Origin of the sequence: Serratia sp. P2ACOL2 (assembly GCF_003691565.1) — a bacterium.
Classification (GTDB): Bacteria; Pseudomonadota; Gammaproteobacteria; order Enterobacterales; family Enterobacteriaceae; genus Serratia; species Serratia liquefaciens.
Window position 1 is genome coordinate 2,006,430 of the sequence record NZ_CP033162.1, and the last position, 26,807, is coordinate 2,033,236.

Annotated in this window: 25 protein-coding genes; 17 read left to right on the plus strand and 8 right to left on the minus strand. The window is 55.2% G+C overall.

What is annotated here, in order from left to right; all coding sequences use genetic code 11:
• Positions 1 to 104 precede the first annotated feature (104 nt).
• The 9 genes from ebgA to EBA31_RS09915 all read left to right on the plus strand — a co-directional run bounded on the left by ebgA (position 105) and on the right by EBA31_RS09915 (position 10,670).
• Entirely contained in the window at positions 105 to 3,200 is a 3,096-nt protein-coding gene (gene ebgA / locus EBA31_RS09875; RefSeq protein ID WP_122078654.1) for a beta-galactosidase subunit alpha, read from the plus strand.
• On the plus strand, positions 3,197 to 3,649 hold the full coding sequence (locus tag EBA31_RS09880; RefSeq protein ID WP_122078656.1) for a beta-galactosidase subunit beta: 453 nt from the start codon (positions 3,197 to 3,199) through the stop codon (positions 3,647 to 3,649). The genes ebgA and EBA31_RS09880 overlap by 4 nt, the downstream gene beginning before the upstream one ends.
• A gap of 252 nt (positions 3,650 to 3,901) precedes the next feature.
• Positions 3,902 to 5,392, plus strand: coding sequence for an amino acid permease (locus EBA31_RS09885; RefSeq protein ID WP_122078658.1), 1,491 nt, complete (start codon positions 3,902 to 3,904; stop codon positions 5,390 to 5,392).
• Between the two features lie 414 nt (positions 5,393 to 5,806).
• Positions 5,807 to 6,925 carry a PfkB family carbohydrate kinase gene (locus EBA31_RS09890; protein WP_122078660.1) on the plus strand — a complete coding sequence of 373 codons (1,119 nt, stop codon included), beginning with the start codon at positions 5,807 to 5,809 and terminating at the stop codon, positions 6,923 to 6,925.
• Entirely contained in the window at positions 6,922 to 7,860 is a 939-nt protein-coding gene (locus EBA31_RS09895; RefSeq protein WP_046373838.1) for a pseudouridine-5'-phosphate glycosidase, read from the plus strand. Before EBA31_RS09890 ends, EBA31_RS09895 begins: the two co-directional genes overlap by 4 nt.
• 172 nt (positions 7,861 to 8,032) lie before the next feature.
• A complete protein-coding gene (locus tag EBA31_RS09900; protein ID WP_122078662.1) occupies positions 8,033 to 9,304 on the plus strand; it encodes a NupC/NupG family nucleoside CNT transporter in 1,272 nt (423 codons plus the stop codon).
• 81 nt (positions 9,305 to 9,385) lie between these two features.
• Positions 9,386 to 9,700, plus strand: a complete 315-nt coding sequence (locus EBA31_RS09905; RefSeq protein ID WP_122078664.1) for a helix-turn-helix transcriptional regulator — start codon at positions 9,386 to 9,388, stop codon at positions 9,698 to 9,700.
• Entirely contained in the window at positions 9,697 to 10,035 is a 339-nt protein-coding gene (locus EBA31_RS09910) for an SRPBCC domain-containing protein (protein ID WP_122078666.1), read from the plus strand. Before EBA31_RS09905 ends, EBA31_RS09910 begins: the two co-directional genes overlap by 4 nt.
• Before the next feature lie 41 nt (positions 10,036 to 10,076).
• Complete coding sequence (locus tag EBA31_RS09915; protein ID WP_122078668.1) at positions 10,077 to 10,670, plus strand: ATP-dependent Clp protease proteolytic subunit; 594 nt, start codon at positions 10,077 to 10,079, stop codon at positions 10,668 to 10,670.
• Here EBA31_RS09915 and EBA31_RS09920 read toward each other — a convergent pair.
• The 3 genes from EBA31_RS09920 to ychF all read right to left on the minus strand — a co-directional run bounded on the left by EBA31_RS09920 (position 10,656) and on the right by ychF (position 12,970).
• Positions 10,656 to 11,219, minus strand: coding sequence for a TetR/AcrR family transcriptional regulator (locus tag EBA31_RS09920; protein WP_122078670.1), 564 nt, complete (start codon positions 11,217 to 11,219; stop codon positions 10,656 to 10,658). The two genes, EBA31_RS09915 and EBA31_RS09920, sit on opposite strands and share 15 nt — an antisense overlap.
• A complete protein-coding gene (locus EBA31_RS09925; RefSeq protein ID WP_122078672.1) occupies positions 11,216 to 11,755 on the minus strand; it encodes a dihydrofolate reductase family protein in 540 nt (179 codons plus the stop codon). Before EBA31_RS09925 ends, EBA31_RS09920 begins: the two co-directional genes overlap by 4 nt.
• A 123-nt stretch (positions 11,756 to 11,878) precedes the next feature.
• Positions 11,879 to 12,970: a redox-regulated ATPase YchF gene (gene ychF / locus EBA31_RS09930; protein ID WP_020826439.1), complete on the minus strand. Its 1,092-nt coding sequence runs from the start codon at positions 12,968 to 12,970 to the stop codon at positions 11,879 to 11,881.
• Between the two features lie 331 nt (positions 12,971 to 13,301).
• On the opposite strand from ychF, the gene EBA31_RS09935 reads away from it, so the two are divergent.
• A complete protein-coding gene (locus EBA31_RS09935; protein ID WP_122078674.1) occupies positions 13,302 to 14,831 on the plus strand; it encodes a SulP family inorganic anion transporter in 1,530 nt (509 codons plus the stop codon).
• A gap of 39 nt (positions 14,832 to 14,870) precedes the next feature.
• Here the strand turns inward: EBA31_RS09935 and pth are convergent, their stop codons facing one another.
• A complete protein-coding gene (gene pth, locus EBA31_RS09940) occupies positions 14,871 to 15,461 on the minus strand; it encodes an aminoacyl-tRNA hydrolase (RefSeq protein WP_020826441.1) in 591 nt (196 codons plus the stop codon).
• Positions 15,462 to 15,774: 313 nt separating this feature from the next.
• On the opposite strand from pth, the gene ychH reads away from it, so the two are divergent.
• Positions 15,775 to 16,053, plus strand: coding sequence for a stress-induced protein YchH (gene ychH, locus EBA31_RS09945; RefSeq protein ID WP_041414467.1), 279 nt, complete (start codon positions 15,775 to 15,777; stop codon positions 16,051 to 16,053).
• A gap of 184 nt (positions 16,054 to 16,237) precedes the next feature.
• Here ychH and prs read toward each other — a convergent pair whose 3' ends face one another.
• From prs to lolB, 3 genes are all read right to left on the minus strand, one after another.
• Positions 16,238 to 17,185, minus strand: a complete 948-nt coding sequence (gene prs / locus EBA31_RS09950; RefSeq protein ID WP_041414469.1) for a ribose-phosphate diphosphokinase — start codon at positions 17,183 to 17,185, stop codon at positions 16,238 to 16,240.
• Positions 17,186 to 17,357: 172 nt separating this feature from the next.
• Entirely contained in the window at positions 17,358 to 18,224 is an 867-nt protein-coding gene (gene ispE, locus EBA31_RS09955) for a 4-(cytidine 5'-diphospho)-2-C-methyl-D-erythritol kinase (protein ID WP_122078676.1), read from the minus strand.
• Positions 18,221 to 18,844 carry a lipoprotein insertase outer membrane protein LolB gene (lolB, locus tag EBA31_RS09960; RefSeq protein ID WP_020826445.1) on the minus strand — a complete coding sequence of 208 codons (624 nt, stop codon included), beginning with the start codon at positions 18,842 to 18,844 and terminating at the stop codon, positions 18,221 to 18,223. The genes ispE and lolB overlap by 4 nt, the downstream gene beginning before the upstream one ends.
• 715 nt (positions 18,845 to 19,559) lie before the next feature.
• Here lolB and hemA point away from each other — a divergent pair.
• The 6 genes from hemA to kdsA all read left to right on the plus strand — a co-directional run bounded on the left by hemA (position 19,560) and on the right by kdsA (position 24,956).
• Positions 19,560 to 20,822, plus strand: coding sequence for a glutamyl-tRNA reductase (gene hemA / locus EBA31_RS09965; protein WP_037420462.1), 1,263 nt, complete (start codon positions 19,560 to 19,562; stop codon positions 20,820 to 20,822).
• Between the two features lie 31 nt (positions 20,823 to 20,853).
• Positions 20,854 to 21,939, plus strand: a complete 1,086-nt coding sequence (prfA, locus tag EBA31_RS09970; RefSeq protein WP_020826446.1) for a peptide chain release factor 1 — start codon at positions 20,854 to 20,856, stop codon at positions 21,937 to 21,939.
• A complete protein-coding gene (gene prmC / locus EBA31_RS09975) occupies positions 21,939 to 22,811 on the plus strand; it encodes a peptide chain release factor N(5)-glutamine methyltransferase (RefSeq protein WP_122078678.1) in 873 nt (290 codons plus the stop codon). Before prfA ends, prmC begins: the two co-directional genes overlap by 1 nt.
• Complete coding sequence (locus EBA31_RS09980) at positions 22,812 to 23,222, plus strand: SirB2 family protein (protein ID WP_122078680.1); 411 nt, start codon at positions 22,812 to 22,814, stop codon at positions 23,220 to 23,222. It begins immediately after the preceding gene.
• On the plus strand, positions 23,219 to 24,028 hold the full coding sequence (sirB1, locus tag EBA31_RS09985) for an invasion regulator SirB1 (protein ID WP_020826449.1): 810 nt from the start codon (positions 23,219 to 23,221) through the stop codon (positions 24,026 to 24,028). The genes EBA31_RS09980 and sirB1 overlap by 4 nt, the downstream gene beginning before the upstream one ends.
• A gap of 73 nt (positions 24,029 to 24,101) precedes the next feature.
• On the plus strand, positions 24,102 to 24,956 hold the full coding sequence (kdsA, locus tag EBA31_RS09990; protein ID WP_020826450.1) for a 3-deoxy-8-phosphooctulonate synthase: 855 nt from the start codon (positions 24,102 to 24,104) through the stop codon (positions 24,954 to 24,956).
• Positions 24,957 to 25,040: 84 nt separating this feature from the next.
• Here the strand turns inward: kdsA and dauA are convergent, their stop codons facing one another.
• A complete protein-coding gene (dauA, locus tag EBA31_RS09995; protein WP_122078682.1) occupies positions 25,041 to 26,729 on the minus strand; it encodes a C4-dicarboxylic acid transporter DauA in 1,689 nt (562 codons plus the stop codon).
• Between the last annotated feature and the right edge of the window lie 78 nt (positions 26,730 to 26,807).

Below are 26,807 nucleotides of genomic sequence, written 5' to 3' on the forward strand. Positions count from 1 at the left end.
TTTCATATTTATTGTGATCCCGTCGTCATTAGGTAAATATGATCTGTAGTTTTTACTAAATATTTACTATCGTTCTCCCATTGAAAGTTGTCGGGAGACGTGACGTGAATCATTGGGAAAACATAGAAAAACAGTCAGAGAATCGCTTACCGCCGCGAGCGAGCTTCTTCAGCTATCGTAATGCCACGCAGGCATTAAGCTTCGATCGCAACGCCAGTGCGGCATTTCAACTGCTGAGCGGCCGTTGGCAGTTTCGTTACTTCGAACACCCTGATCGGGTGCCGGCGGCGTTCTATAGCCAACTGATGGCGGACTGGGGCGACATCACCGTGCCGGGCATGTGGCAGATGGAAGGTCACGGCCAATTGCAGTATACCGATGAGGGCTATCCCTTCCCGATCGACGTGCCTTACGTGCCGACCAACAATCCGACCGGTGCCTATCAACGCCAGTTTACGCTGGACGGCGACTGGGAAAACCAGCAGGTCATCATTAAGTTTGATGGCGTGGAAACCTACTTTGAGGTGTATCTCAACGGCCGCTACGTCGGTTTCAGCAAAGGCAGCCGTTTGTCCGCCGAGTTTGATCTTAGCGACTATGTGAAAGCAGGCGAAAACCTGCTGTCCGTTCGCGTTATGCAGTGGGCAGACTCGACGTATATTGAAGATCAGGACATGTGGTGGATGGCCGGCATCTTCCGCGACGTTTACCTGATCGGTCAACAACGCACCCATATTCATGATCTCACGCTGGTCACGCATTTCGATGAACAGTATTGCGACGCAGTGCTGGCACTGGATGTCGAGCTTGGCAACCTGAACCCGTCCGTGGCAAGCGGTTATCGCCTGCAGGCTCAGCTTTTTGACGGTGAAGCCTGCGTCGCCGAACGCTGGGAAAATGAGCTCAGTATCGGGGCCAGTTCCCGCTGCCGATTTGAGATCCCGGTCAGCCAGCCGCAGCAATGGAATGCAGAAAACCCTTATCTGTATCAATTGCTGCTTAGCCTGTATGACCACGCCGGTAATCTGGTGTCGGTGGTGCCGCAGCGCGTCGGGTTCCGTGAGATCGGCGTGCGTGAGGGGCTATTTTATGTCAACGGACGCTATTTAAAGCTGCATGGCGTGAACCGCCACGATCACGATCATCGCAAAGGGCGCGCGGTGGACATGGCGCGGGTTGAGCGCGACATCGTGTTGATGAAGCAACACAACATCAACTCGGTGCGAACCGCCCACTACCCGAACGATCCGCGCTTTTACGAGTTGTGTGATATCTACGGCCTGTTTGTGATGGCGGAAACCGACCTGGAAAGCCACGGTTTCGCTAACGTTGGCGATATTAGCCGCATCACCGACGATCCTCGCTGGGAAAATGCCTACGTCGAGCGCATTGAGCGCCATGTGATGGCGCAGAAAAACCATCCCTCAATCATTATCTGGTCCCTGGGCAACGAGTCCGGTTATGGCTGCAACATCCGCGCCATGGCTAAACGCTGCAAGGCGCTGGATCCCACTCGGCTGGTGCATTACGAAGAAGACCGCGATGCGGAAGTGGTCGATGTGATCAGCACCATGTATTCGCGCGTGGCGATGATGAATGCCTTTGGCGAGTATCCCCATGCCAAGCCGCGAATTTTGTGTGAATACGCCCATGCCATGGGCAATGGGCCGGGAGGCCTGTTCGAATATCAGTCGGTGTTTAACCGCCATGCCAGCCTTCAGGGGCATTACATCTGGGAGTGGTGCGATCACGGTTTGCTCAGTCATGACGCGCAGGGACGCGAACGCTATCAGTACGGTGGTGATTACGGCGATTACCCGAATAACTATAACTTCTGCATGGATGGCCTGATCTACCCGGATCAGCGCCCCGGTCCTGGCCTGCGTGAATATAAGCAGGTGCTGTGTCCGGTAGAGGTCAGCGGCGCAGGCGAGAGGACGCCGGTGCTGCGAGTTAAAAACCGCTATTGGTTCAGTTCGCTGGCCGATATTACGCTGGTCGTCAGCGTGAAGGCCGGGGGGCGTCAACTGGCCAGCTATGACATCAAACTGCCGCACCTGCAGCCGGGCGAGTCTGAAGAACTGCATTTTCCTGAGTTGGCGCTGGGCACGCAAGAAACCTTTATTGACGTTGCCGTGTATAAGGACAGCGCCACCCGTTACAGCGAAAGTGGTGATTTGCTTGGACAGTATCAGCATCTGTTGCAACCCGCTGCGCCGCTACTCATTGCGCCGCCGGGAGATAAACGCGCTTCGCCGCTGCAATGCCATGAAGAAAACCACCGGTTGGTGGTCAGCGGCGACAATTTCAGCCTGGCCTTCTCACGTCTGAGCGGTGAACTGATCTCTTGGCAGGTGGCGGGGGACGAAGTGGTGGGGCGTGCGCCACACCTTTCCTTCTTCAAACCGGTGATCGACAACCATAAGCAAGAGTACGAAGGGATTTGGCATCCGCATCACCTGCAGATTATGCAGCATCACTTCCGCAGTCTGCGCTGGGAGCGTCAGGGCGACGACCTGGTGATTGAGGTTTGCACCCTGATTGCACCGCCGGTGTTCGATTTCGGCATGCGCTGCCGTTACCGCTGGCAGATATCGCCGCAAGGGCATATCAGCCTGGATCTGTCGGGTGCACCTTATGGCGACTTCCAACAGGTCATTCCGAAGATTGGGCTGGATTTCGGCCTCAGCCGCCGCTTTGAACAGGTGGAATACTATGGCCGCGGGCCGGGTGAAAACTATCAGGACAGCTGCCAGGCCAACCTGATCGGCCATTATCAGCAGCGGGTGGGCGAGCTGTTTGAACACTATCCGTTCCCGCAGGATAACGGCAACCGCCAAGAAGTCCGTTGGCTGAGCCTGCAGGATGGCGAAGGCAAAGGGATATTTATTCAGCCGCGACGGCCGATCAACTTCAGCCTGTGGCCTTATAGCGCCGACATGCTGCATCAGGCTCAGCACATTAACGAGCTGCAAGAAAGTGATTACCTGACGTTAAACCTTGACGATCAAATTCTGGGCCTTGGTTCCAACTCCTGGGGATCGGAGGTGCTGGATTCTTATCGGGTTTATCTGTCGCCGTTCAGCTACGGCTTTACGCTGGTGCCTTTCAATCGGCAGGAAACCCAGGCAGAGAAGCTGGCCGAGTTTAATTACGCGCCGGTCAATAATAACGCTCAGTCAGAAAAGGCGAACTCATGATTATTGTCGAATCATTAGCGGAGTTTCAGCGCATTTACCGCTCAGGGAAAAAATGGCTACGCTGCATGGAGGCCATCAATAATATTAATAATATCGAGCCGAATGTCTTTCATTCTGTCGGCGACTCGCTGGTCTACCGACTGGCGTCCGGCCCTGGGCAGCAACATGGTGGATTGGAGGGGAATCGCCGCTATTTTGATCTGCACTATTACCTGGCCGGCCAGGAGAACATTGAGGTTGCTGATAAAAGCGAACTGACTTCGGTAGTGGCCTATCAGGATGAAACCGACCGCGAAATTTTCAACGGGCAGGGGGAAATATACCGCGTAGGCGAGGGCAACGTGGTTATTTTTGAGAACCATCAGGCGCACCGATTCAAAGAAAGTCACCAGGTAAAAAAAGTCATTTTAAAAGTGACCATCGAAGACAGCTATTTTATGAATAAATAGCGGCAATCTCTTATTCCAATATATACCCAAAATAATTCGAGTTGCTTGTAGGCGGCAACTGAGCGAAGCCCCAGGAGCTTACTCAAGATCGATCCTGGGGTGAGTGGCAAATCTGCCGGGAGCAGATTTGAACGTTGCTTGCAGCGGCCCCGTAAGGGGTGAGGCCCAAGGATGGGCCGAATAGTGCAGCCAACACCCATGTAGCTTGAAGTATGACGGGTATAAGTACCCTACAAATTTCGGAGAGTGTCTATGGCTGTGTCGAATAGAAATACTATCGGCAAGTTTGGCCTGCTGGCGATGACGTTCGCGGCAGTGTTCAGCTTCAATAATGTGATAAATAATAATATCCAGCTTGGCATCGCATCCGCCCCGGTATTTTTGGTGGCGACCATTATCTATTTTATTCCTTTCTGCCTGATCATTGCCGAGTTCGTCTCGTTGAATAAAAACTCCGAGGCGGGCGTATACGCTTGGGTAAAAAGCGCGTTAGGCGGACGCTGGGCATTTATGACCGCCTATACCTACTGGTTCGTGAATTTATTCTTCTTCACCGCGCTGCTGCCGAGGGTCATCGCTTACGCCTCCTACGCGTTTTTGGGGTATGACTACGTCTTTACGCCATTAACTACCGCGATCATCAGTATTTTCCTGTTCGCATTTTCGACCTATATCTCAAACAGCGGTGCCAAACTGCTGGGCCCGATGACCTCTGTGACCTCATCGTTGATGCTGTTGCTGACGTTTTCCTACATCATTCTGGCCGGTGCGGCGGTAATTGGCGGTATAGAGCCGGCTAACCCGATTACCGTAGAAGCCATGACCCCAAGCTTTAGCTGGGCCTTCCTCGGCATTACCGCCTGGATTTTTCAGGCCGCGGGCGGGGCAGAGTCGGTTGCGGTGTACGTCAACGACGTCAAGGGCGGCAGCCGCTCTTTTGTTAAGGTGATTGTCATTTCCGGGCTGGTGATTGGCGTGCTGTATTCGGTAGCGTCCTTGCTGCTTAACGTGTTCGTTAGCCGTGCCGATTTGCACTTTACCGGTGGCACGGTGCAGGTATTCGAAGGCCTGTCGGCGCACTTTGGCCTGCCTGCGGTGCTGATGAACCGTTTCGTCGGGCTGGTTTCCTTTACCGCGATGTTTGGCTCATTGCTGATGTGGACCGCCGCACCGGTCAAAATCTTCTTCACCGAGATCCCCAAGGGCATCTTTGGCGAGAAGACCATTCGGTTGAATAAGCATGGCGTGCCAACCCGCGCCGCCTGGCTGCAGTTCTTTATCGTGATCCCGCTGATGCTGATCCCGACGTTGGGTTCGGACAGCGTGCAGGAGTTAATGAATACGCTGATAAACATGACCGCTGCCGCTTCGATGTTGCCGCCGTTGTTCATCATGCTGGCCTATCTGAACCTGCGTTTGAAGTACGACCGCGTGGAGCGTGATTTTAAAATGGGCTCCCGGCTGCAGGGGATTGCGATTGTCAGCACGCTGATTGTCATTTTTACCGTAGGCTTTATCGCGTCAACCTTCCCGACCGGCGCCAGTATCATGACCATTGTGTTTTATAACGTAGGGGGCCTGGTGGTGTTCCTCGGCTACGCCTGGTGGAAATACAACCGCTATTCGAAGAGCCTGGGCGCCCAAGCCCGCTATGATGAGGACACGCCATTAGCAAGGATTGCGCTGGAGTCGCAGGAGGGTAAAAAGACCCCAAGTGGCGATCTGGGCTGTACCCCTTTGTAAGCGCATTAGTGATTTATCCACGCCCCCTCGGCATCCGCTGAGGGGCACCAAGTTTCCAGAACGCGACTTCATTTCAATACAAATGTGAAAGGTATCTCTTTTCGGGGACAACACGGCTTGCCCAAGCTCCATCAGAAAAGGGTAAGGTTCGGTAAACCCAACAAATGTTAGGTTGCGTCACGGAAAACTCTATCCGGTTGTTTTGTTGAGATTATTATAAGAATAAAATGCTGTGTCTCGGCTAATGATTATTTTTGACTCTTTTTGAAGGATAAAACCGAATTTATTATTTGATGGGTATCACAGAATTAACGCTGAAACCCGGTTCATTCATCTTACGATCCTCTTCCCAAATCTTCGCTAAAGCCTTTAATCCCACTTTACTGTTTTTCATGCCCGATATAAAACAAACGTATGTTTAAAAACAAACAAGTGTCCAATATGACCAGCAGAGAGAAACAGATATTGCATCTTCTGAGACGTGATCCTTTGATCCCACAGCAGGAAATTGCCGATGTTTTAGGTATTAGCCGCTCTGGTGTCGCCGGGCACATTATGAATTTAATGAATAAAGGATATATAAAGGGTAAGGGTTATATATTGTCGGAGCACAGCTATGTGGTAACCGTAGGTTCTACCAATATGGATGTCTGCGGTTATGCTTCCTCTAAATTAGTGTATGAAGATTCCAACCCGGGAAAAATAAAATGCACGCCAGGTGGGGTCGGCAGAAATATTGCGCAGAATGTCGCCTTATTAGGCCGGGAGTGTCACCTTATTTCCGTCGTCGGTGACGACTTCTATGGCGAAACCTTATTCGAACAGGCAAAGCTGGCGGGGGTACATGTCGACAGCTTCCATAAATTGCACGGTGAAAATACTTCGACCTATGTCTCCTTACTCGATAACAACGGCGAAATGCTGGTGGCGATTAACGACATGCGCATTCTCGAGAAACTCACACCGGCGTTATTGACCACGTCTAAAGAGTTGATCCTGCATGCGGGCGTGCTGGTGGTTGACTGCAACCTGACCGAGGACGCACTGGCCTGGCTATTCGGGCACTCCGGCAGCGTGCCGGTGTTTGTTGACACCGTATCGGCATTTAAAGCGCCCAAAATCCGCCGTTGGCTCTCGCATATCCATACTCTCAAGCCCAATCGCCTCGAAGCCGAGATCCTCAGCGGCATGGCGATCCACGGGCCGCAGGATGCGCCAGCGGTGGCCCGCTGGTTCCATCAACAAGGGGTACAACGCCTGGCGCTCAGCATGGGGCCAGCCGGGGTTTATTACAGCGAAATTGATGGGCAAAACGGCTGGTCGCAGCCACTGGTCGTTGACATCGTCAATGTGACTGGGGCCGGCGACGCCATGATGGCGGGCCTGGCCCATTGCTGGCTGGAAGATATGACGCTGGCGGACAGCATTCGTTTTGCGCAGGGCTGCTCGGCATTGACGCTGGCATCCGAATTTACCAATAACCCGAACCTGTCGAATGGCAGCGTACAAAAACTGTTGGAGCTACAAGCATGAAAAATAACATGATTTCCCATGACTATCTGGACATTTCGCCGGAGGTTGCCGAGGCTTTGGCCCACAAACGCCCGGTTGTGGCTCTGGAATCCACCATCATTTCTCACGGCATGCCGTACCCGCAGAACGCGCAGACGGCGCTGGAAGTGGAACAAAAAATCCGCGATCACGGCGCGGTGCCCGCGACCATCGCCATCATTAACGGCCGAATGAAGGCGGGATTGAGCCGTGAGGAAATAGAGCTGCTGGGTAAAGAGGGCCATAAGGTGGCGAAAGTGAGCCGTCGCGATCTGCCGTTCATCGTCGCCGCCGGTAAACACGGGGCGACCACCGTGGCCTCAACCATGATTATTGCCGAGATGGCGGGCATTCACGTCTTTGCCACCGGTGGCATCGGCGGCGTGCACCGCGGCGCAGAGCACACGTTTGATATCTCGGCGGATCTGCAGGAGCTGGCACGCACCAATGTCGCGGTGATCTGCGCCGGTGCAAAGTCTATTTTGGATTTGGGGCTGACCACCGAATACCTCGAAACCCACGGCGTACCGCTGATCGGCTACCAGACCCAAACGCTGCCGGCATTCTTTTGCCGTACCAGCCCCTTCAGGGTCAGCATTCAGCTAGATGCCCCGGCGGAGATCGCCCGCGCCATGGCCACCAAGTGGCAGACCGGGCTGGAGGGCGGCATGGTGATTGCCAACCCGATCCCGGCGCAGTATGCGGTGCCGGAGGAAAAAATTAATGCCGCCATTGAGCGTGCCGTGCGGGAATCGGTTGAACAAGGCGTTCAGGGCAAGGACAGCACGCCATTTTTGCTGGCCAGAGTGGCTGAATTGACCGGGGGCGACAGCCTGACCGCCAATATTCAATTGGTGTTCAACAACGCCAAGCTGGCCGCGCAAATTGCCTGTTGTTATCAGGAGGCCGCCGCCTAAGACGACGCGTTATTCCTTAAGTTTTACCCTATAAACAACATTAAATAAAAACGCCAGCCTGAAAGGTGGAGGGGAGTGCTTTGCCCTTTTCACCTTTCAGGACAGGTACATTTACATACCCAATGACTTTTCCGCTACCGCTGAAATACGACGGGTATTAAGGGACGGATTTATGGACTTACTACGCAGCCTGTCAGGTATCTGTATTCTTCTCCTTATTGCTTTTATTTTTTCCAACAACCGTAAACGAATCAGCCTGAGAACCGTTTTCAGCGCATTAATACTGCAAGTGCTGTTGGGCGCAATTATGTTATATGTGCCCGCCGGTAAGTGGGGGGTTAATGCTATTGCCGGTGGAGTCAATAAAGTCATTTCGTACAGCGATGCCGGTAGCTCATTTATTTTTGGCGGACTGGTCGGCCCTAAAATGAATGTCTTGTTTGACGGCGCAGGTTTTGTTTTCGCTTTTCATGTTCTGCCGGCCATTATTTTTATTACCGCACTGATTTCGATTCTCTATTACCTCGGCGTGATGGGGTGGGTGATTAATCTGTTGGGCTACGTATTCCAAAAGATGCTGAGCATCAGCAAGGTTGAGGCTTTTGCCGCGGTGACCACCATCTTTTTAGGGCAAAACGAGCTGCCTGCGGTGCTTAAGCCTTTTATTAACAAGATGAGCCGCAATGAGCTGTTTACCGTCATTTGCAGCGGAATGGCGTCGATCGCCGGCTCAATGTTGGTGGGGTATGCCGGCCTTGGCGTACCGATTGAATATCTGCTGGCGGCATCGTTGATGGCGATCCCCGGCGGCATTCTGTTCGCACGTATGCTGAGCCCGGCAACAGAGGCGTCGCAGGTCGAGTTCAGCCAGATGGCGTTTAGTGAAAAACGCCCGGCGAGCATTATCGAAGCCGCGGCCAGTGGAGCGATGCTCGGGCTGAAAATAGCCGTGGGCGTCGCTACCGTGGTAATGGCCTTTGTGGCGTTAATTGCGCTGATTAATGGCCTGATTGGCGGCGTCGGCAGCCTGTTTGGCTGGCAACAGCTTAGCCTGGAAAGGCTGTTCGGTTATGTGTTCTCGCCTTTGGCTTATATCATGGGGGTTAGCTGGGATAACGCTGGGGTGGTCGGCGGGCTGATTGGCCAGAAGCTGGCGATCAACGAATTCGTCGCTTACGTGAATTTTTCAGCCTATCTCAAAGACAGCGTCGCGGTGCTCGATCCTAAAACCATCGCCGTCATCTCTTTCGCACTGTGCGGGTTCGCCAACTTTGGCTCGATAGCCGTGGTGGTGGGGGCGTTCAGCGCGGTAGCACCGGAACGCGCTTCGGATATTGCCAGCCTGGGCCTGCGCGCGCTGCTGGCCGCCACCTTGTCTAATCTGATGAGCGCCACCATCGCCGGGCTGTTTATCGGTCTCGGTGCTTTGAGCGTGACGTTATGATTACGCCCTTTCTTTGGCGTGAGCGTGATTATTTTCCGCGCTAAACTTGCGCATTAGATAAGTGACTACTAATGTGTAGTCATGAATGAAAATGACCTCTTCAAAGCGCTGGCGGATCCCACCCGGCGCAGCATCTTCGAAAAACTGGCCGCTGGCGGCATGAATGCCAGCGCACTGCGTGAAGGCATGACGATCAGCCAGTCGGCGATGTCTCAACACCTGGCCGTGTTGCGGCAGGCGGGCCTGGTGTGCGAGGCGCGGCAGGGCCGTTTCGTCAATTATCAGGTTGACCCGCAAGGGTTGGCGGTCATTGCGCAATGGCTGGACAAATACCGCGCCTTCTGGCTGGCACGCATCGACAGGCTGAACATTTTGCTAAAGGACATGGATCAATGAACCCGACCGACGCCCAGCTGCCGCCGCTGGTGCTGGAGTATCAACTCGATGCGTCGCCAGAGAAAGTCTGGCGGGCTATGGGGATCCCGGCATTGCGCGAACAATGGTTACCGAATGCCGAACTGGCCGATACCGAACCGCTAGCGATAACGCCGGGTGAAGAAATCAGCTATCGAATGCGTGATGATCGACCGCCGTACCTTGAGAGCACCGTGACTTTGCAAATTCTGCCCGCTGACGACGGCGGAAGCCTGTTACGCGTCATTCACCGACTCGACGACGCCAGGTTGACGGCAGCGAACGACGGTGGATTGCACCTGATGCACGCAGCCTGACGTTTAACACATTATTCCAATCTAAAAACGGGAGTTCACCGATGCGTGAATCGATGCTGCTCGTCCCGATGGTGGTTGAACAGACCAGCCAGGGAGAACGTTCGTTCGACATTTATTCGCGGCTGCTGCGCGACCGCATCGTTTTCCTCAATGGGGAGGTCAACGATCAGGTGGCAGAGATGCTCTGTGCTCAACTGCTGTTTCTCGAAGCTGAGAACCCGGAGAAACCGATAAATTTATATATCAATTCACCGGGCGGGGTGATTACCAGTGGCTTCGCCATCTACGACACCATGCAGTACATCAACGCACCGGTGCATACGCTGTGTATGGGTACCGCTCGCTCGATGGGGTCATTCCTGCTGATGGCGGGAGAAGCCGGCCACCGGATGGCGTTGCCTAATGCCAGCCTGCATGTGCACCAGCCACTGGGCGGTTTTCAGGGGCAAGCGTCAGATATCCTTATCCACGCCGAAGAGATGAAACGCACCAAGCACACCGTGATCCGCCTGTACGCCGAACACTGCGGTCGTAGCTACGAAGAGGTTGAGCGCGCGCTCGATCGCGACCGCTTTATGAGCGCCGAGCAAGCGGTAGAGTGGGGGCTTGTGGATAAGGTGCTACGGGCGCGCTGACACGCTGCTCAGCAGACGATCAAGGGCCTGTAGATACTGTTCTTGCAGGCTCTGCGCCCGTAGAGAGTCTCCCCGCACCGCGACAAGGGCCAAACCGCTGCCATGGGCATGATCAACCAAAATATCGCGCCACTGTAGGGGCTCTGTCGTCATCTCAGCCAGCAAGGCCGTAAGGCGAGCGGTAATCTGCCGGGTGACCCCGGCAAAGGCCTCAGGCGTGGCAAAGATTGCCAGCGTGAGCTGGGAGTGGTAGCCGACTGCGCGATGATAGCGCGTGAGCAATGTTCGAATTTCTGTCCGCGGATCAGCCAATCCGCTCAACCCCTCCATGGCTTCGGCATAGACGCGATCGGATAAAGCGCGCAATAGCCCGGCCAGATCACCAATATGGTGATAGAGGCTCATCGGCGTGACGCCCAGCCGAGTGGCGAGGGTACGCATCGTCAGCCCTTGTCCGCCACTTTCATCCAGCAGGCCAAGAGCGGAATCCAGAATGTCATCCCGCGTTACTCCTTTTCCGTTGGTTGGGCGCCCGCGTGGACGAGTCATTGGGGCAATACCTGATAGTGGGATTGCACCAGGCCCGAAGGAAAGCTCCGGTTCGACAGTAATTTTAAATCAATGTCCTGTTGCAGTGAGCCGAACAGAGGCCTGCCCGAGCCAAGCAGTACGGGAACCTTGGTGATCACCATATCGCTAATCAACCCCTCGCGCAGAAAGGACTGTATTAATTGCCCGCCATCAACATAGACACGGTGCACATTCTGCGCGGCTAACTGCTCAAGCGCATACTTTGGCGTGAGGTTGGCGAACCGAACTTTACCTGTCAGGGCAGGAGGGACCGGCTCATTGGCCAGTTGTTTGGACAGTACGAGTACCGGGAGGTCATAAGGCCAGCTATCGAAGGTGAGTACCTTTTCATAAGTCCCTCTCCCCATCAGGATCATGTCTTTGTCAGCGATAAAGGTATCGAAGCCATGATCTTCGGCCGAGGTGTCGCGTTGCAATAACCAGTCGATGTCGCCATCTTGCCGAGCGATAAAACCGTCCAGGCTGGTGGCGATGAAAACGTGTGTAGTGATCATTGAATGCTCTATATTTATACGATGTATATTATTGCGTTGGTATGGCCCAAAATCAACATTACCGGTTAAAACAAAAAATCCACGCCGGGGCGTGGATTTTGGAGTTTGCTGCAGAGGCGGGAGTTAGACGTTGAACAAGAAGTTCATCACGTCACCGTCTTTAACGATGTAGTCTTTACCTTCTGAACGCATCTTGCCGGCTTCTTTGGCACCTTGCTCACCCTTGTAGGTGATGAAGTCTTCAAAAGCGATGGTCTGGGCGCGGATAAAGCCTTTTTCGAAGTCGGTGTGGATCTTGCCGGCTGCCTGCGGGGCGGTAGCGCCAACCGGGATGGTCCAGGCACGGACTTCTTTCACACCGGCGGTGAAGTAGGTCTGCAGGTTCAGCAACTCGTAACCGGCGCGGATCACGCGGTTCAGACCCGGCTCTTCCAGGCCCAGTTCCGCCATGAATTCTTCGCGGTCTTCGTCTTCCAGCTCGGCGATGTCGGATTCTACCGCGGCGCACACGGCAACCACAACCGAGCCTTCGCCCGCAGCGATTTCACGCACTTTGTCCAGGTACGGGTTGTTTTCGAAACCGTCTTCGTTGACGTTGGCGATGTACATGGTTGGTTTCAGCGTCAGGAAGCTCAGGTAGCGGATGGCCGCCTTGTCTTCTTCGGACAGATCCAGCGCACGCAGCATGCCGGCGTTTTCCAGCTGTGGCAGGCATTTTTCCAGAGCTGCCAGTTCCGCTTTCGCGTCTTTGTCGCCGCCTTTGGCTTTCTTCTGCACGCGGTGGATCGCGCGTTCGCAGGTGTCGAGATCCGACAAGGCCAGTTCGGTGTTGATGACGTCGATGTCGTCAGCCGGGTCAACTTTGTTGTTAACGTGGATGATGTTGTCGTTTTCGAAGCAGCGAACCACGTGGCCAATCGCTTCGGTTTCGCGGATGTTGGTCAGGAACTGGTTACCCAGACCTTCACCTTTGGACGCGCCCTTGACCAGGCCGGCGATGTCGACGAATTCCATGGTGGTTGGCAGGATACGCTGTGGCTTGACGATCTCGGCCAGCTGGTCCAGACGCGGATCGGGCATCGGCACCACACCGGTGTTAGGTTCAATGGTGCAGAACGGGAAGTTGGCTGCTTCGATACCCGCTTTGGTCAACGCGTTGAACAGGGTGGATTTGCCTACGTTAGGCAGGCCGACGATACCGCATTTGAATCCCATGTTGTTATCACCTTAAATATCTTAACTATCAGCAGGTTAGGTTTAACCCACTGCATAAAGGACGAAATAATGGCGCCATTATACACGTAATGGCCGTTTTTCTCGATCTGGCTGTGTGTGATGGGTAAATGCCGAGGCAGTGCCGGTTTTTGATTGAGATTTGGATCACATTTACACATACTGACACTTCTGATTAACCTACAGGAAACGTGCCGGATGTCCTTCTTGCCCAGTCCACCCTAAGCTATCCCCCTCCTGAGGTTTGCCGCGCCCTGCGGCCTTGGTTCCCGTGCTGCGGGAATGTGTTTTATCTGTCAGAAGTGAATAATCCATGTTTAACCTGAACAATTTCAGGCTGTCGGCCGTCAAGAACGAGGTGCTGGCGGGCTTTGTGGTGGCGGTTTCAATGATCCCGGAAGCGGTCGGCTTTTCGCTGGTCGCCGGGCTTTCTCCGATCGTCGGGTTGCACACCGCCTTTATTATCGGGCTGGTCACCGCGCTGTTTGGCGGCAAGCCGGGCATGGTGTCGGGTGCGGCCGGTTCAATCGTGGTGGTGCTGATGAGCCTGGCGGCGCAGTACGGCATGGGGTACGTGCTGTGGGCGACGATTTTTGCCGGCGTTATCCAAATCCTGATCGGTATTTTCCGCCTGGGCAAATTTATCCGACTGGTGCCGCTGCCCGCTATTCACGGCTTCGTGAACGGGCTGGCGATTGTCATTATGCTGGCGCAACTGCATATGATTGCCGGGCAGGGGCCGCTGATGTATGGGCTGGTGGCCTTGGCGATCCTGGTGGTGGTGTTCTTCCCACGGTTGACGCGCGTTATCCCGGCGTCGCTGGCAGCGCTAATCGTGGTATCTGCGCTGGCAATCGGCTTTAACCTGCAAACGCTGCGGGTCGGCGATCTGGCGGACATTTCCGGGGCATTACCGCACTTTAGCCTGCCGATGGCGCCTTTTACCCTGGACATGCTGAAAGTGGTGCTGCCATACGCATTGGTGATTGCGCTGGTAGGGTTGATCGAATCGCTGCTTACCATGACGGTGCTGGATGAAATGGGCGGCAAGAAAGGCAACGGCAACCGCGAGAGCATCGCTCAGGGGGCCGGCAACGCGGTTTGTGGCCTGTTTGGTTGTTTCGCCGGTTGCGCAATGATTGGCCAGTCGATCATCAACTTCACTTCAGGCGGGCGTGGGCGTATTTCCGGCGTGGTTGGCGCGATACTGCTGATCCTGTTTGTGGTCAGCCTGTCGGGCTATATCGGCCTGCTGCCGGTGGCGGCGCTGGCCGGGGTGATGCTGGTGGTGTGTTACAACACCTTTGAGTGGAGCTCGCTGCGCCGTCTGCGCCGGATGCCGAAGGCGGATGCGCTGGTGATGCTGCTGGTGACCCTGATTACCATTTTTACCGATCTGGCGATGGCGGTGATCAGCGGGGTGATCATTTCGGCGCTGGTATTTGCCTGGCAGCAGGCTCGTATTCGCGCGCGTCAGCATCGGGTGGAAGGAGAGGTGGCGGTGTATCAGCTGGACGGGCCGCTGTTCTTCGGGTCTGCCACGGCCTTTGCCGAACTGTTCGAACCGAAAAACGATCCGCAAAATGTGGTGCTGGATTTTGCTGGTACCCGGGTGATGGATTCCAGCGGCGTGGAGGCGATTGATAAGCTGACGGCACGCTATCTGGCGGCGGGGAAAACCATTCGGCTACGTCATCTGAGCGGTGACTGTGTACGCCTGTTGAAACAGGCCGGCCCGTTTTGCAGCCATGAACTGGACGATCCGCAATATTACGTGGCGGAAGAGGGCTACCAAACCGATGACGCTAACGTCGGCGAAGAAACCTTCAAACTACGTACCTAAGCACGACAGCAGCGGGCGCGATGCCCGCTGCAACGTTTATCAGGCTTGCGCCTTGAAGCTGTGCAGGCGACGAACGGTTTTTTCCAACCCGTCAGTCAGCAGCACTTCCGTACAGCGTGCGGCTTCATCGATCGCTTCATCAATCATTTTTTGCTCGCTGGCCGGCGGTTTGCCGAGCACGAAACCCACCACTTTGTTTTTATCGCCCGGGTGGCCGATGCCGATGCGCAAGCGATAGAAATTCGGGTTATTGCCAAACTTGTTCTGAATATCCTTCAGCCCGTTGTGGCCACCGTTGCCGCCGCCCAGTTTGATCTTGGCAACGCCAGGGGGAATATCCAGCTCGTCATGCGCCACCAGGATCTCGTCCGGCTCGATGCGATAGAAATTGGCCATTGCCAATACCGCTTTGCCGCTGAGGTTCATAAAGGTGGTAGGCACCAACAGCCGCACGTCGTTACCGGCCAGGTTCAGTCGGGCGGTGTAGCCGAAGAATTTGCTCTCTTCTTTTAGCTGCTGGTTATGGCGCTGGGCCAGTAAATCGACGTACCAGGCGCCGGCGTTGTGCCGCGTCTGCGCGTATTCAGCGCCCGGATTCGCCAGGCCGACTATCAATTTAATACTGCTCACTGGGAGATTCGCTATGATCGATATAATGGAAAGGGCAATAGTCTACCTGTCGACGCCATGAATGACAAAATCCTGATATGCCCGTTCGTGCATTGACGAAACTATATACAGAAAAGAGAATAATTCATTAGCGGAATCATTCAATTTGATCGCTAATAGACTCATTCTGGTAAAGTTTTGTCATGTTTTCTTTACCATTTGTGATCGTCTCCGCAATCACCCTGTCCAACCTGAGACTATACTTAACTAATCAAAGTGGGTTAACCAGTTAGAGAGTTATCCCGGTTGGCACATGGCACTATGGAGGTGGCATATGAAACGTAGAAACGCGGACAGAATGGGCAACTTTTTTATGGGGCTGGGCCTGGTCGTGATGATCGGCGGTGTCGGATACTCCATTGTTGCTGAAGTTTCGCAGTTCAACCTGCCGCAGTTTTTCGCCCATGGCGCAATCATGAGTATCTTCGTGGGTGCGTTGTTGTGGCTGGTAGGTGCGCGTATTGGCGGTCGTGAGCAGGTAGCGGATCGTTACTGGTGGGTAAAACACTTTGATAAACGTTGCCGCAACGATCATCATCGTTCGTCACATTGATTAGAAAGAGAGAAGGGAACAGGCGTTACGGCAAAGGAAATCTGCCGCGCATTAAGGCTTAAGGTCATGTTTGACTACCCGTAGAAAACCCGTTGCTGCTATGCACCAACGGGTTTTTCTTTTTCTGCTTTCGGGCCATCAATCCCTTCGGTACGGCAGGGCGCCGCACCGAAAAGAGAACTGATTAATGCTCGAACATCGCAGAAATTGACTCTTCGTTGCTGATACGGCGGATGGCTTCAGCCAGCATGCCAGACAGCGTCAGAGTGCGTACGTTTTTCAGGGCCTTGATTTCTGGAGACAGCGGAATGGTGTCGCAGACAATCACTTCATCAATTACCGAGTTGCGGATGTTTTCCACGGCGTTACCGGAGAAGATCGGGTGCGTCGCGTAGGCAAATACGCGCTTGGCACCGCGTTCTTTCAACGCTTCAGCCGCTTTACATAAGGTACCGCCGGTATCGATCATATCGTCAACCAGTACACAGTCACGGCCTGCTACGTCACCAATGATGTGCATCACCTGAGAAACGTTCGCGCGCGGGCGGCGTTTATCGATGATAGCCATATCGGTGTCGTTCAGCAGTTTGGCGATTGCGCGGGCGCGCACTACGCCGCCGATGTCTGGGGAAACCACGATTGGGTTCTCCAGATTCTGTTGCAGCATGTCTTCCAGCAGGATCGGGCTACCGAACACGTTATCTACAGGAACATCGAAGAAGCCTTGGATCTGTTCAGCGTGCAGATCCACCGTCAAAACGCGGTCAACCCCTACACTGGAGAGGAAATCGGCTACAACTTTGGCCGTGATTGGCACACGAGCAGAACGCACGCGGCGATCCTGGCGGGCATAACCGAAGTAAGGGATAACAGCAGTAATACGACCTGCGGAGGCGCGACGCAGGGCATCTACCATAACGACCAGTTCCATCAGGTTGTCGTTGGTAGGGGCACAGGTGGACTGGATGATGAAAATATCACCGCCGCGTACATTTTCGTTGATTTGCACGCTCACTTCGCCGTCGCTAAAACGACCTACTGCGGCGTCACCAAGGCTGGTGTACAAACGGTTGGCAATACGTTGTGCTAGTTCCGGGGTGGCGTTACCAGCAAAAAGCTTCATATCAGGCACGAGAAGAACCTCAGGCATGCGTCCAGAGAAGATATTGTCATTCGGCCTTCGCTAAGGGCAGTTAGCGACGCCGGCGCAATATCATACGGGTGTGTAAAAAAACAACGTGAAACCGAAGCGGCGCAGGGATTACAGGGCCAGGTGTGAATGACCCTGCGCAGCGAAACGAGAACTACGGTTTCATCTGCCCGGAACGGATGCGATGTAGTGGAGAGACGTTAACGCCACGCGCTACAAAACCACGTATCCACTCCGGGGCTTGATTTAACACCTGACGGGCGGCGGTTTCTGTGTCGAATTCAGCAAACACACAAGCACCTGTGCCAGTCAGGCGTGACGGCGCGTATTCTAACAGCCAAGAAACAAGCTGTTCAACCTCGCGAAAACGTTTTCTTGCTATAGGTTCGCAATCATTTGCGTAAGTTGCCTGTAACAGCACACTTAACGGACGAACCGGGGTGTCTCTTTTTAATTCCGCATCGCCGAAAATCGCCGGGGTAGGGATGCTGACTCCCGGATGCGCCACCAGATACCATTTTTCCTGCGGGTTGGCCGGCTGCAAACGTTCACCGATGCCTTCGGCGAACGCCGCATGGCCACGCACGAAGACAGGGACGTCGGCACCAAGCGCCAGCCCCAGTTCAGCAAGCTGGTCGTCGCTCAAACCGCAGCGCCACAGTTCATTCAGCGCAACCAGCACCGTAGCGGCGTTGGAGGAGCCACCGCCCAGCCCGCCGCCCATCGGCAGCCGCTTTTCGATGCTGATATCGGCGCCGCGTGGCGCGGTATTCAGCCCATGGCGATCGCAATAGTGTTGCAGCAGACGTGCGGCGCGGACAATCAGGTTTTCTTCATCCGGCACGCCCGCCACCGGGGTGAGCAGGCGAATACGGTCATCCTGCCGTACATCGATGGTCAGCGTGTCGCCGTAATCCAGAAACTGAAACAGCGTCTGCAACAGGTGATAGCCGTCTTCACGTTGGCCGGTAATGTATAAAAACAAATTAAGTTTTGCTGGCGATGGCCACTGACGGATCATTTGAGCGTCCAATTATCCATTTTCAGTTTGATACGCTGGTCACCCTGTTTCAGCTCCAGTCGGCTTGGCAACTGCGGTTGCAGGCTGTTGTTGTAGTCCTGGTAGTCGACGGTCCAGGTCTGTCCGCCTTGCTGGTAGGTCAGCGAGTTCAGGCGATACTGGTCATCCAGCTTGAAGTCGTTGGCTTCACCCGGCAGGCCGAGCATCCATTGGCGCAGGTTATCCAGCGGGATTGCCATACCGGTCAGTTTGCGGATCATCTCTTCGGCATTGTCGCTGACATAGCGCTTGCCCTGATTGTCGGTCAACTGCACCACATTTTTCTGCACGTTGAGATCAAGCTCGGTGCTGCCAAGTGGGTTGGTCAGCAGCAGGCGGTAACGATCAGACGAATACTGCTGCCAGAAGAAGCGCGCGTAGACTTTTTTCTGATCGGACAGGTAGGCGAAAGAGCCCCGGGTCTGATACTGCTCAAGCTGTTGCACCGCTTGCTCATGGGCGCGCCATTGCGGTGATGTCGGGCTGGTGGCCGGGCCGCTGGGTTTGGTGGTGGTACAGGCAGCCAGCACCAGGCTGGCCAGCGGGATCAGGCGTAGCAAACTAACTTTGCGGATTGGCATAACTTTCTCTTGTCCTTTTGTCCTTACGGGCACGCACAGCGAGACCTTGGTATCAGCGTTTACGCTAGCGGGGCAGCGCCGGCGCGTCAATTTTTTGCTGCATCGCTTTGAATCTGCCCGGCTTTGTCACCGCGGTTAGCCTCGGGGGTATGCGCTGCGTTTGCAGATAAGATTAACACAATCGCCCAACCCTGCCGCTGTGGGCACAAGAATATCTCTCTGGTCGGGCGGAGGCCGTTGGCGTTTAGTTGAGGTTGCTAGCGGTATGCTGCAATAGTTTATCGCCGGAGGAGAATACAAGGTCATGAAGCTGTCAGTACGCATTGTTATTTCGCTGTTATGCTTCGCGGGCGCGGCATTTTTTTATCTTCAGGCAAAGCATGTTTTTTGCCAACAGGTCTCTTTTCTTTTGGATCCCACCTTTCGTTGCGGCACTTTAGGTTGGTAAACGCCGGATATTTGATCGCCGCCTGGCGGCTTAGGGGCTATCGTTATTGCTGAATACTGTGCGGAATATCGCATACTGCACTAAAATTCAGTATGTTATGTCGTCGAATTAATAGTCATCCCGCTGTATTTATTAGCGATTTATCGATTGATGCTGACTATTTCAGCGATTGAACGGAAGATGCGGTTGTTACTTTTATTGAGCCCGCGCATCAAGTAGAATGCCGTTCAACGAGAACCCGTACCAAAAGAAGTATTACTCGAAGCAATGACCCTGCTGGCGTTAGGTATAAATCACAAAACCGCTCCGGTTTCTCTGCGTGAAAGGGTGACCTTCTCCCCAGAGTCTATCGAACAGGCGCTAACCAGCTTGCTCCAACAACCGTTGGTGCAGGGCGGTGTCGTGTTGTCTACCTGTAACCGCACCGAACTTTATCTTAGCGTGGAACAACAGGAACATATTCATGAACAGCTGGTTGCCTGGCTGTGTGAATACCACCATCTGCGCCCGGAAGAAGTGAGCAAAAGCCTGTATTGGCACCATGGCAACGACGCCGTCAGCCATCTGATGCGCGTAGCCAGCGGGCTGGATTCGCTGGTGTTGGGTGAACCGCAGATCCTCGGCCAGGTGAAAAAAGCCTTTGCCGAATCGCAACGCGGCCAGTCGCTTTCCGGTGAGCTTGAACGGCTGTTCCAAAAATCCTTCTCTGTCGCCAAACGCGTACGTACCGAAACAGAAATCGGTGCCAGTGCGGTCTCTGTGGCCTTTGCAGCCTGTACGTTGGCGCGTCAAATCTTCGAATCACTTGCCGAATTGAACGTGCTGTTAGTGGGCGCCGGTGAAACCATTGAACTGGTGGCGCGCCATCTGCGCGAGCACAAGGTACGGCATATGATTATTGCCAACCGTACCCGCGAACGTGCGCAACTGCTGGCGGACGAAGTTGGCGCGGAAGTGATCACATTACCGGAAATCGACGAACGCCTGGCGGACGCCGATATCATCATCAGTTCTACCGCCAGCCCGCTGCCGATCATCGGTAAAGGGATGGTGGAGCGCGCGCTGAAAGCGCGTCGCAACCAGCCGATGCTGCTGGTGGATATCGCCGTACCGCGTGATATCGAACCGGAAGTGGGCAAGCTGGCCAACGCCTATCTGTACAGCGTGGACGATCTGCACGCCATCATTCAAAGCAACCTGGCGCAGCGCAAAGCCGCGGCGGTGCAGGCGGAATCGATCGTTCAGCAGGAAAGCACCAACTTTATGGCCTGGCTGCGCTCACAGGGCGCAGTGGAAACCATCCGCGACTACCGCTCGCAGGCCGATCAGATCCGTGCGGAAATGGAAGCCAAAGCCTTGGCCGCGATTGCGCAGGGCGCCGACGTGGAGCAGGTTATCCACGAGCTGGCCCATCGGCTGACCAATCGTCTTATTCATGCCCCTACCAAATCCCTCCAGCAGGCCGCCGGCGATGGCGACGTGGAGCGGTTGCAATTATTACGCGACAGCCTCGGGCTGGATCAGCATTAGTTTTCTCTTTTAACAGGGTTTAATACCACGCATGAAGCCTTCTATTGTTGCCAAACTGGAAGCGTTACAAGAGCGCCATGAAGAAGTGCAGGCGCTGCTCGGCGATGCCGGCGTTATTGCCGAGCAGGATCGGTTCCGTGCGCTGTCGCGCGAATATGCACAGTTGACCGATGTCAGCCGCTGTTTCCTGGAATGGCGTCAGGTGCAGGACGATCTGGCTACGGCGGAAATGATGCTGGACGATCCGGAAATGCGTGAAATGGCGCAGGAAGAGTTGAAACAGGCCAAGGCCGCGACGGAAGAGCTGGAACAGCAGCTGCAACTGCTGCTGTTGCCGAAAGATCCGGATGACGAGCGCGGTTGTTTCCTGGAAGTGCGCGCCGGGACCGGCGGCGACGAAGCGGCGATTTTCGCCGGCGACCTGTTCCGCATGTACAGCCGCTATGCCGAAATGCGCCGCTGGCGCGTCGAGATCATGAGCGCCAACGAAGGCGAGCATGGCGGTTATAAAGAAGTGATTGCCAAGGTTTCTGGCGACGGTGTTTACGGCCAGCTCAAATTTGAATCCGGCGGTCATCGCGTACAGCGCGTGCCGGAAACCGAGTCGCAGGGGCGTATTCATACCTCCGCGTGCACCGTGGCGGTGATGCCGGAAATACCGGAGGCTGAACTGCCGGAGATCAACGCGGGCGATCTGAAAATCGACACCTTCCGTTCCTCAGGCGCAGGTGGTCAGCACGTTAACACCACCGACTCGGCGATCCGTATTACCCACTTGCCGACCGGCATTGTGGTGGAGTGTCAGGACGAACGCTCACAGCACAAGAACAAAGCCAAAGCGATGGCGGTGTTGGGGGCGCGTATCCGTGCAGCAGAAATGGCCAAGCGCCAGCAGGCGGAAGCTTCAACCCGTCGTAATCTGCTGGGCAGTGGCGATCGTTCAGACCGCAACCGCACCTATAACTTCCCGCAGGGGCGTGTCACTGACCACCGTATCAACCTGACGCTGTACCGTCTGGACGAGGTGATGGAAGGCAAGCTCGACATGCTGATCCAGCCGATTGTGCAGGAATACCAGGCCGACCAGCTCGCTGCGCTGTCCGCCGAGCAGGAGTAATGGACTATCAATCCTGGCTGAAGGCGGCGGTTGCCCGCCTGACGCAGAGTGAAAGCGCCCGACGCGATGCGGAAATCCTGCTGGGTTTCGTGACCGGCCGGGCCAGAACTTTCCTGATGGCGTTTGGCGAAACCGTGCTGACGCCGCAAGAGCAAGATCAGTTGGAGAGATTGTTGGCGCGCCGTGAACGCGGTGAGCCGGTAGCTTATCTGATTGGCGAGCGCGAATTTTGGTCGTTGCCGCTGTCGGTATCGCCCGCCACCCTGATCCCGCGTCCGGACACTGAATGCCTGGTGGAGTTGGCGCTGGAGCTTTTGCCCTCATCCCCTTGCGCCATTCTCGATCTCGGTACCGGTACCGGCGCCATCGCCCTGGCGTTAGCCAGCGAACGCCCAGACTGCAAAGTGACCGGCGTGGATTTACAGCCGGATGCGGTGGCGTTGGCCCGGCACAATGCGCAGAAGCTGTCGATCGGCAACGCGCAGTTCCTTCAGGGCAGTTGGTTTGCCCCACTGGCTGGCGAAACTTTTGCTCTGATCGCCAGCAACCCTCCTTATATCGACGCCGCCGACCCGCATTTGGCACAGGGCGACGTTCGTTTTGAGCCCAGTAGCGCGCTGGTGGCGCCACAGCAGGGGCTGGCGGATTTGTCCGCTATCGTGCAGCAGGCGCCACACCACCTGCAATCACAGGGCTGGCTGCTGCTTGAACATGGCTGGCAGCAGGGAGAAAGCGTACGCGCACTGCTGCAGGCCGCCGGTTTTATTTCGATCGATACCCGACGCGATTATGGCGGTAACGATCGCGTCACCTTTGGCCAATGGCCGCAGCAATCACTGAAAATCAACAATAACGAAGCACACAGCGATTAAATAAGGAAGCGATATGGCAGCTACTCGGCGTTAAAACATCTGCATTTGTTGACGGTCACCATCAGTATTGTCTTGTTTGTATTGCGTTTCTTCTGGAAATGGCGCAATTCGGCTATGATGAACAAACGTTGGGTGAAGATAACCCCGCATATAAATGATACGGTGTTGTTCGTCAGCGGCATCGCGCTGGTGGTGATGTTCAAGTTATATCCGCTGTTGGGTATGGACTCGTGGCTGACCGAGAAGCTGTTTGGCGTTATTATCTATATCCTGCTTGGCTACGTCGCATTGGGCAAGAAGACCAAAAACCAGAACCTGCGCACTCTGGCGTTTGTGCTGGCATTGGGCTGTTTGTACCTGATAATTAAACTTGCCACGACGAAAATACCCTTTCTGATGGGATACTTATGAGTAGTATTGCTGATTTTGAATTTAACACCTCGCTGCTGAGCGAGGGCGTGATCCTGGTATCGCAGTCCGTGCGGCGTGATTTCCCCGCCGCTGAGGTCGAACGCAAGCTGCAACAGCTGGTCGACGAAGCGCGTGCGGCCGTGCCGCAGGATCTCAGCCAGGAACAGCAACTGGACGCACTCATTGAATTGTTCTTCAAAACCTGGGGTTTTGGGGGCGCCAGCGGCGTGTATCGCCTGTCCGACGCTATTTGGCTCGACAAGGTGCTGGAAGGTCGTCAGGGCACGCCGGTTTCGCTCGGCACCATTTTCCTTCATATCGCCGCTCATCTGGATTTACCGCTGCTGCCGGTTATTTTCCCCACTCAACTGATCCTGCGGGCAGACTGGCTGGATGAAGAGATGTGGTTGATCAATCCATTGAACGGCGAGACGCTGAACGAACACCAGTTGGAAGTGTGGATCAAGGGCAACCTGGGTCTGGGCGCCGAACTTGAAGACGACGATCTCGATGAGTCAGAAAACGTCATGGTGGTGCGTAAGATGTTGGATACGCTCAAAGCCGCCCTGATGGAAGAAAAACAGATGGAAATGGCGCTGCGCGCCAGCGAAACGGTGTTGTGCTTCGATCCGGAAGACCCTTACGAAATCCGTGACCGCGGGCTGATTTACGCCCAGTTGGAATGCAACCATATCGCGATTTCCGATCTTAACTATTTTGTCGAACAGTGTCCTGAAGACCCAGTCAGCGAAGTGATCAAGGTACAGATCCACTCGATTGAACCGAAACAGGTCACGCTGCATTAATTCATTTACTATGCCCTGAACGCGACAGGCCAAGGCTTGCGGCACGACGGGTAACTTCAATAAAGGCGAAAGCATGAAACAGAAAGTGGTTAGCATTGGTGACATCGACGTAGCGAACGATCTGCCGTTTGTGCTGTTTGGCGGTATGAACGTGCTGGAATCGCGCGATCTGGCGATGCGCATCTGTGAACACTACGTCACCGTGACGCAAAAACTGGGCATCCCTTACGTTTTCAAAGCCTCCTTTGACAAAGCCAACCGTTCTTCTATCCACTCCTACCGCGGCCCAGGCCTGGAAGAGGGGATGAAGATCTTCGAAGAAATCAAAAAAACCTTCGGCGTGAAAATCATTACCGACGTTCACGAAGCGTCACAAGCTCAGCCGGTGTCCGAAGTGGTTGACGTGATCCAACTGCCGGCATTCCTGGCGCGTCAGACTGACCTGGTGGAAGCGATGGCGAAAACCGGTGCGGTGATCAACGTCAAGAAGCCACAGTTCGTCAGCCCGGGCCAAATGGGCAATATCGTCGACAAATTCAAGGAAGGCGGTAACGATCAGGTGATCCTGTGCGATCGCGGCAGTAACTTTGGTTACGATAACCTGGTGGTCGACATGCTTGGCATCAACGTTATGAAAAACGTGACGGGTGGCCATCCGGTGATCTTTGACGTGACCCATGCTCTGCAGACTCGCGATCCCTTTGGCGCAGCCTCTGGCGGCCGTCGTGCGCAGGTTGCCGAACTGGCGCGTGCCGGTATGGCGGTTGGCCTGGCAGGCCTGTTCATTGAAGCGCACCCGGAGCCAAACAGCGCCAAATGCGACGGCCCGTCCGCGCTGCCGCTGGACAAGCTGGAGCCGTTCCTGGTGCAGATGAAAGCCATCGACGATCTGGTGAAGAGCTTCCCGGAGCTGGATACCAGCAACTAAACATTTTCACAGCTGTTATTTGTAGGGGCGCAGCATGCTGCGCCCGCTATGGTTTAAAGCCCGATTCGTCGGGCTTTTTGTTATTCAGGCATCCAGCGCCGTCAGGGCTTCAGGCAGCGTCGCGTAGAAATGCAGTTTCCCCTCAATCGGCTGTATCCGTGCCCGAGCCAGCGTTTTCAACGGCTGGAAAGGCATGTCGGTGATGGCCAACTGCTTGCCGGCCGGCAGGGCTTCGATAAAGCGTTGCAAGGCATCCAACCCCCCGGCATCCAGCACCGGTACCGCATCCCACTGCAATACGATCACGTCATAACTTTCGCTGCGCACCAGCAGTTCGTTAAAAATGCGCTCGGCGGCGGCGAAGAACAGCGGACCATTCACCCGCAGCACCAATCGGCCGTTGTCGGCACTCAGTTCGCTCAGGCGTGTCATGCGAGCAATGCGGCGCATAAACAGCAGCGAGGCCAGGACAATGCCTACGGTAATGGCGATCACCATATCGAACAGCACCGTCAGCGACATGCACAGCAGCATCACCAGAATGTCGTCTTTCGGCGCTCGCCGCAGCAGATAAACCACCTTGTGCGCTTCGCTCATATTCCAGGCAACCATCAGCAGCAGCGACGCCATGGCTGCCAGCGGCAGCCAGGACAGCCACGGCGCCAGCACCAGCAGCGCCAACAGCACCAGCAAGGCATGAATGATGGCGGAGACCGGGGAGGTGGCACCGGCACGAACGTTGGCGGCAGAGCGTGCAATGGCCGCAGTGGCGGTAATGCCGCCGAAGAAAGGCGCAATGATATTGCCCGCGCCCTGGCCGATAAGTTCGGTATTGGAGTTGTGCTTCTTGCCGGTCATCCCGTCCAGCACCACCGCGCACAGCAGGGATTCTATGGCCCCGAGCATCGCCATGGAGAAGGCGGCCGGAAGCAGGGCGGACAGCGTTTGCCAGCTCAGCGCCATGGGCTTGCCGTCACCGGCCGGTAAATCCCACGGCAGCATCAGCTGCGGCAGTATCGGCGGAATGCCTTGCCCCTGAGAGCCATCGGCCAGCAGGTAGCTGAAGCGTGAGCCAATGGTCGCGACCGGATGGTCAAACAGCGCCAGAATGCCCATCACCGCCGTCCCTGCCAGCAGCGCGGGCAAATGGCCCGGCACCCGCAGGCCGAGCTTAGGCCAGAATATCAGGATCAGCAGCGTGACGGCGCCAATCAGCGTATCGCCGAAGTCCAGCGTCGGCAGCGCCTGCAGCAGGGCGTAAACCTTGCCCACATAGTGTTCCGGCACCACCGCCATTTGCAGGCCAAAGAAATCCTTCACCTGCATGGTAGCAATGGTGATGGCGATACCGGAGGTAAAGCCCAGCGTCACCGACAGGGGAATGTACTCAATCAGGCGGCCGAAACGCGCCAGTCCCATGATGACCAAAAACAGTCCGGAAAGCAGGGTGGCGATCAGCAGGCCCGAAAGGCCGAACTGCTGCGACACCGGATAGAGGATCACCACAAACGCGGCGGTAGGCCCGGAAACGCTGTAGCGCGAGCCGCCGCTGATGGCAATGACAATCCCGGCAACCGCCGACGTATAGAGTCCATATTGGGGGGGAACGCCGCTGGCAATTGCCAGTGCCATTGCCAACGGGATGGCGATAATACCGACGGTGACGCCGGCGATGGCATCTTTTAGCAGGCGTTGCAGGGAATAAGGATCTCGCCAACAAGCATCAATCAGCGCGCTGAACGGCCTGATGCCGTTAATTTCATGCGTTTTCATCTGAGGTGTAAACCAAGTCTATAAAAGAGAACGGAATGGCGGGCCGGATGCGGTCCGTCTCGAATAGCTGATAGACAC

Coding starts and splice junctions, on each gene's coding strand:
- sirB1 (WP_020826449.1), top strand. CDS start 23,219: ATGAGTAGTATTGCTGATTTTGAATTTAACACCTCGCTGCTGAGCGAG.
- ychF (WP_020826439.1), bottom strand. CDS start 12,970: ATGGGATTCAAATGCGGTATCGTCGGCCTGCCTAACGTAGGCAAATCC.
- lolB (WP_020826445.1), bottom strand. CDS start 18,844: ATGCCAATCCGCAAAGTTAGTTTGCTACGCCTGATCCCGCTGGCCAGC.
- EBA31_RS09895 (WP_046373838.1), top strand. CDS start 6,922: ATGAAAAATAACATGATTTCCCATGACTATCTGGACATTTCGCCGGAG.
- EBA31_RS09905 (WP_122078664.1), top strand. CDS start 9,386: ATGAATGAAAATGACCTCTTCAAAGCGCTGGCGGATCCCACCCGGCGC.
- ychH (WP_041414467.1), top strand. CDS start 15,775: ATGAAACGTAGAAACGCGGACAGAATGGGCAACTTTTTTATGGGGCTG.
- ispE (WP_122078676.1), bottom strand. CDS start 18,224: ATGATCCGTCAGTGGCCATCGCCAGCAAAACTTAATTTGTTTTTATAC.
- EBA31_RS09920 (WP_122078670.1), bottom strand. CDS start 11,219: ATGACTCGTCCACGCGGGCGCCCAACCAACGGAAAAGGAGTAACGCGG.
- EBA31_RS09900 (WP_122078662.1), top strand. CDS start 8,033: ATGGACTTACTACGCAGCCTGTCAGGTATCTGTATTCTTCTCCTTATT.
- dauA (WP_122078682.1), bottom strand. CDS start 26,729: ATGAAAACGCATGAAATTAACGGCATCAGGCCGTTCAGCGCGCTGATT.
- prmC (WP_122078678.1), top strand. CDS start 21,939: ATGGACTATCAATCCTGGCTGAAGGCGGCGGTTGCCCGCCTGACGCAG.
- EBA31_RS09880 (WP_122078656.1), top strand. CDS start 3,197: ATGATTATTGTCGAATCATTAGCGGAGTTTCAGCGCATTTACCGCTCA.
- EBA31_RS09910 (WP_122078666.1), top strand. CDS start 9,697: ATGAACCCGACCGACGCCCAGCTGCCGCCGCTGGTGCTGGAGTATCAA.
- EBA31_RS09890 (WP_122078660.1), top strand. CDS start 5,807: ATGTTTAAAAACAAACAAGTGTCCAATATGACCAGCAGAGAGAAACAG.
- prfA (WP_020826446.1), top strand. CDS start 20,854: ATGAAGCCTTCTATTGTTGCCAAACTGGAAGCGTTACAAGAGCGCCAT.
- EBA31_RS09915 (WP_122078668.1), top strand. CDS start 10,077: ATGCGTGAATCGATGCTGCTCGTCCCGATGGTGGTTGAACAGACCAGC.
- kdsA (WP_020826450.1), top strand. CDS start 24,102: ATGAAACAGAAAGTGGTTAGCATTGGTGACATCGACGTAGCGAACGAT.
- EBA31_RS09935 (WP_122078674.1), top strand. CDS start 13,302: ATGTTTAACCTGAACAATTTCAGGCTGTCGGCCGTCAAGAACGAGGTG.
- EBA31_RS09885 (WP_122078658.1), top strand. CDS start 3,902: ATGGCTGTGTCGAATAGAAATACTATCGGCAAGTTTGGCCTGCTGGCG.
- hemA (WP_037420462.1), top strand. CDS start 19,560: ATGACCCTGCTGGCGTTAGGTATAAATCACAAAACCGCTCCGGTTTCT.
- EBA31_RS09925 (WP_122078672.1), bottom strand. CDS start 11,755: ATGATCACTACACACGTTTTCATCGCCACCAGCCTGGACGGTTTTATC.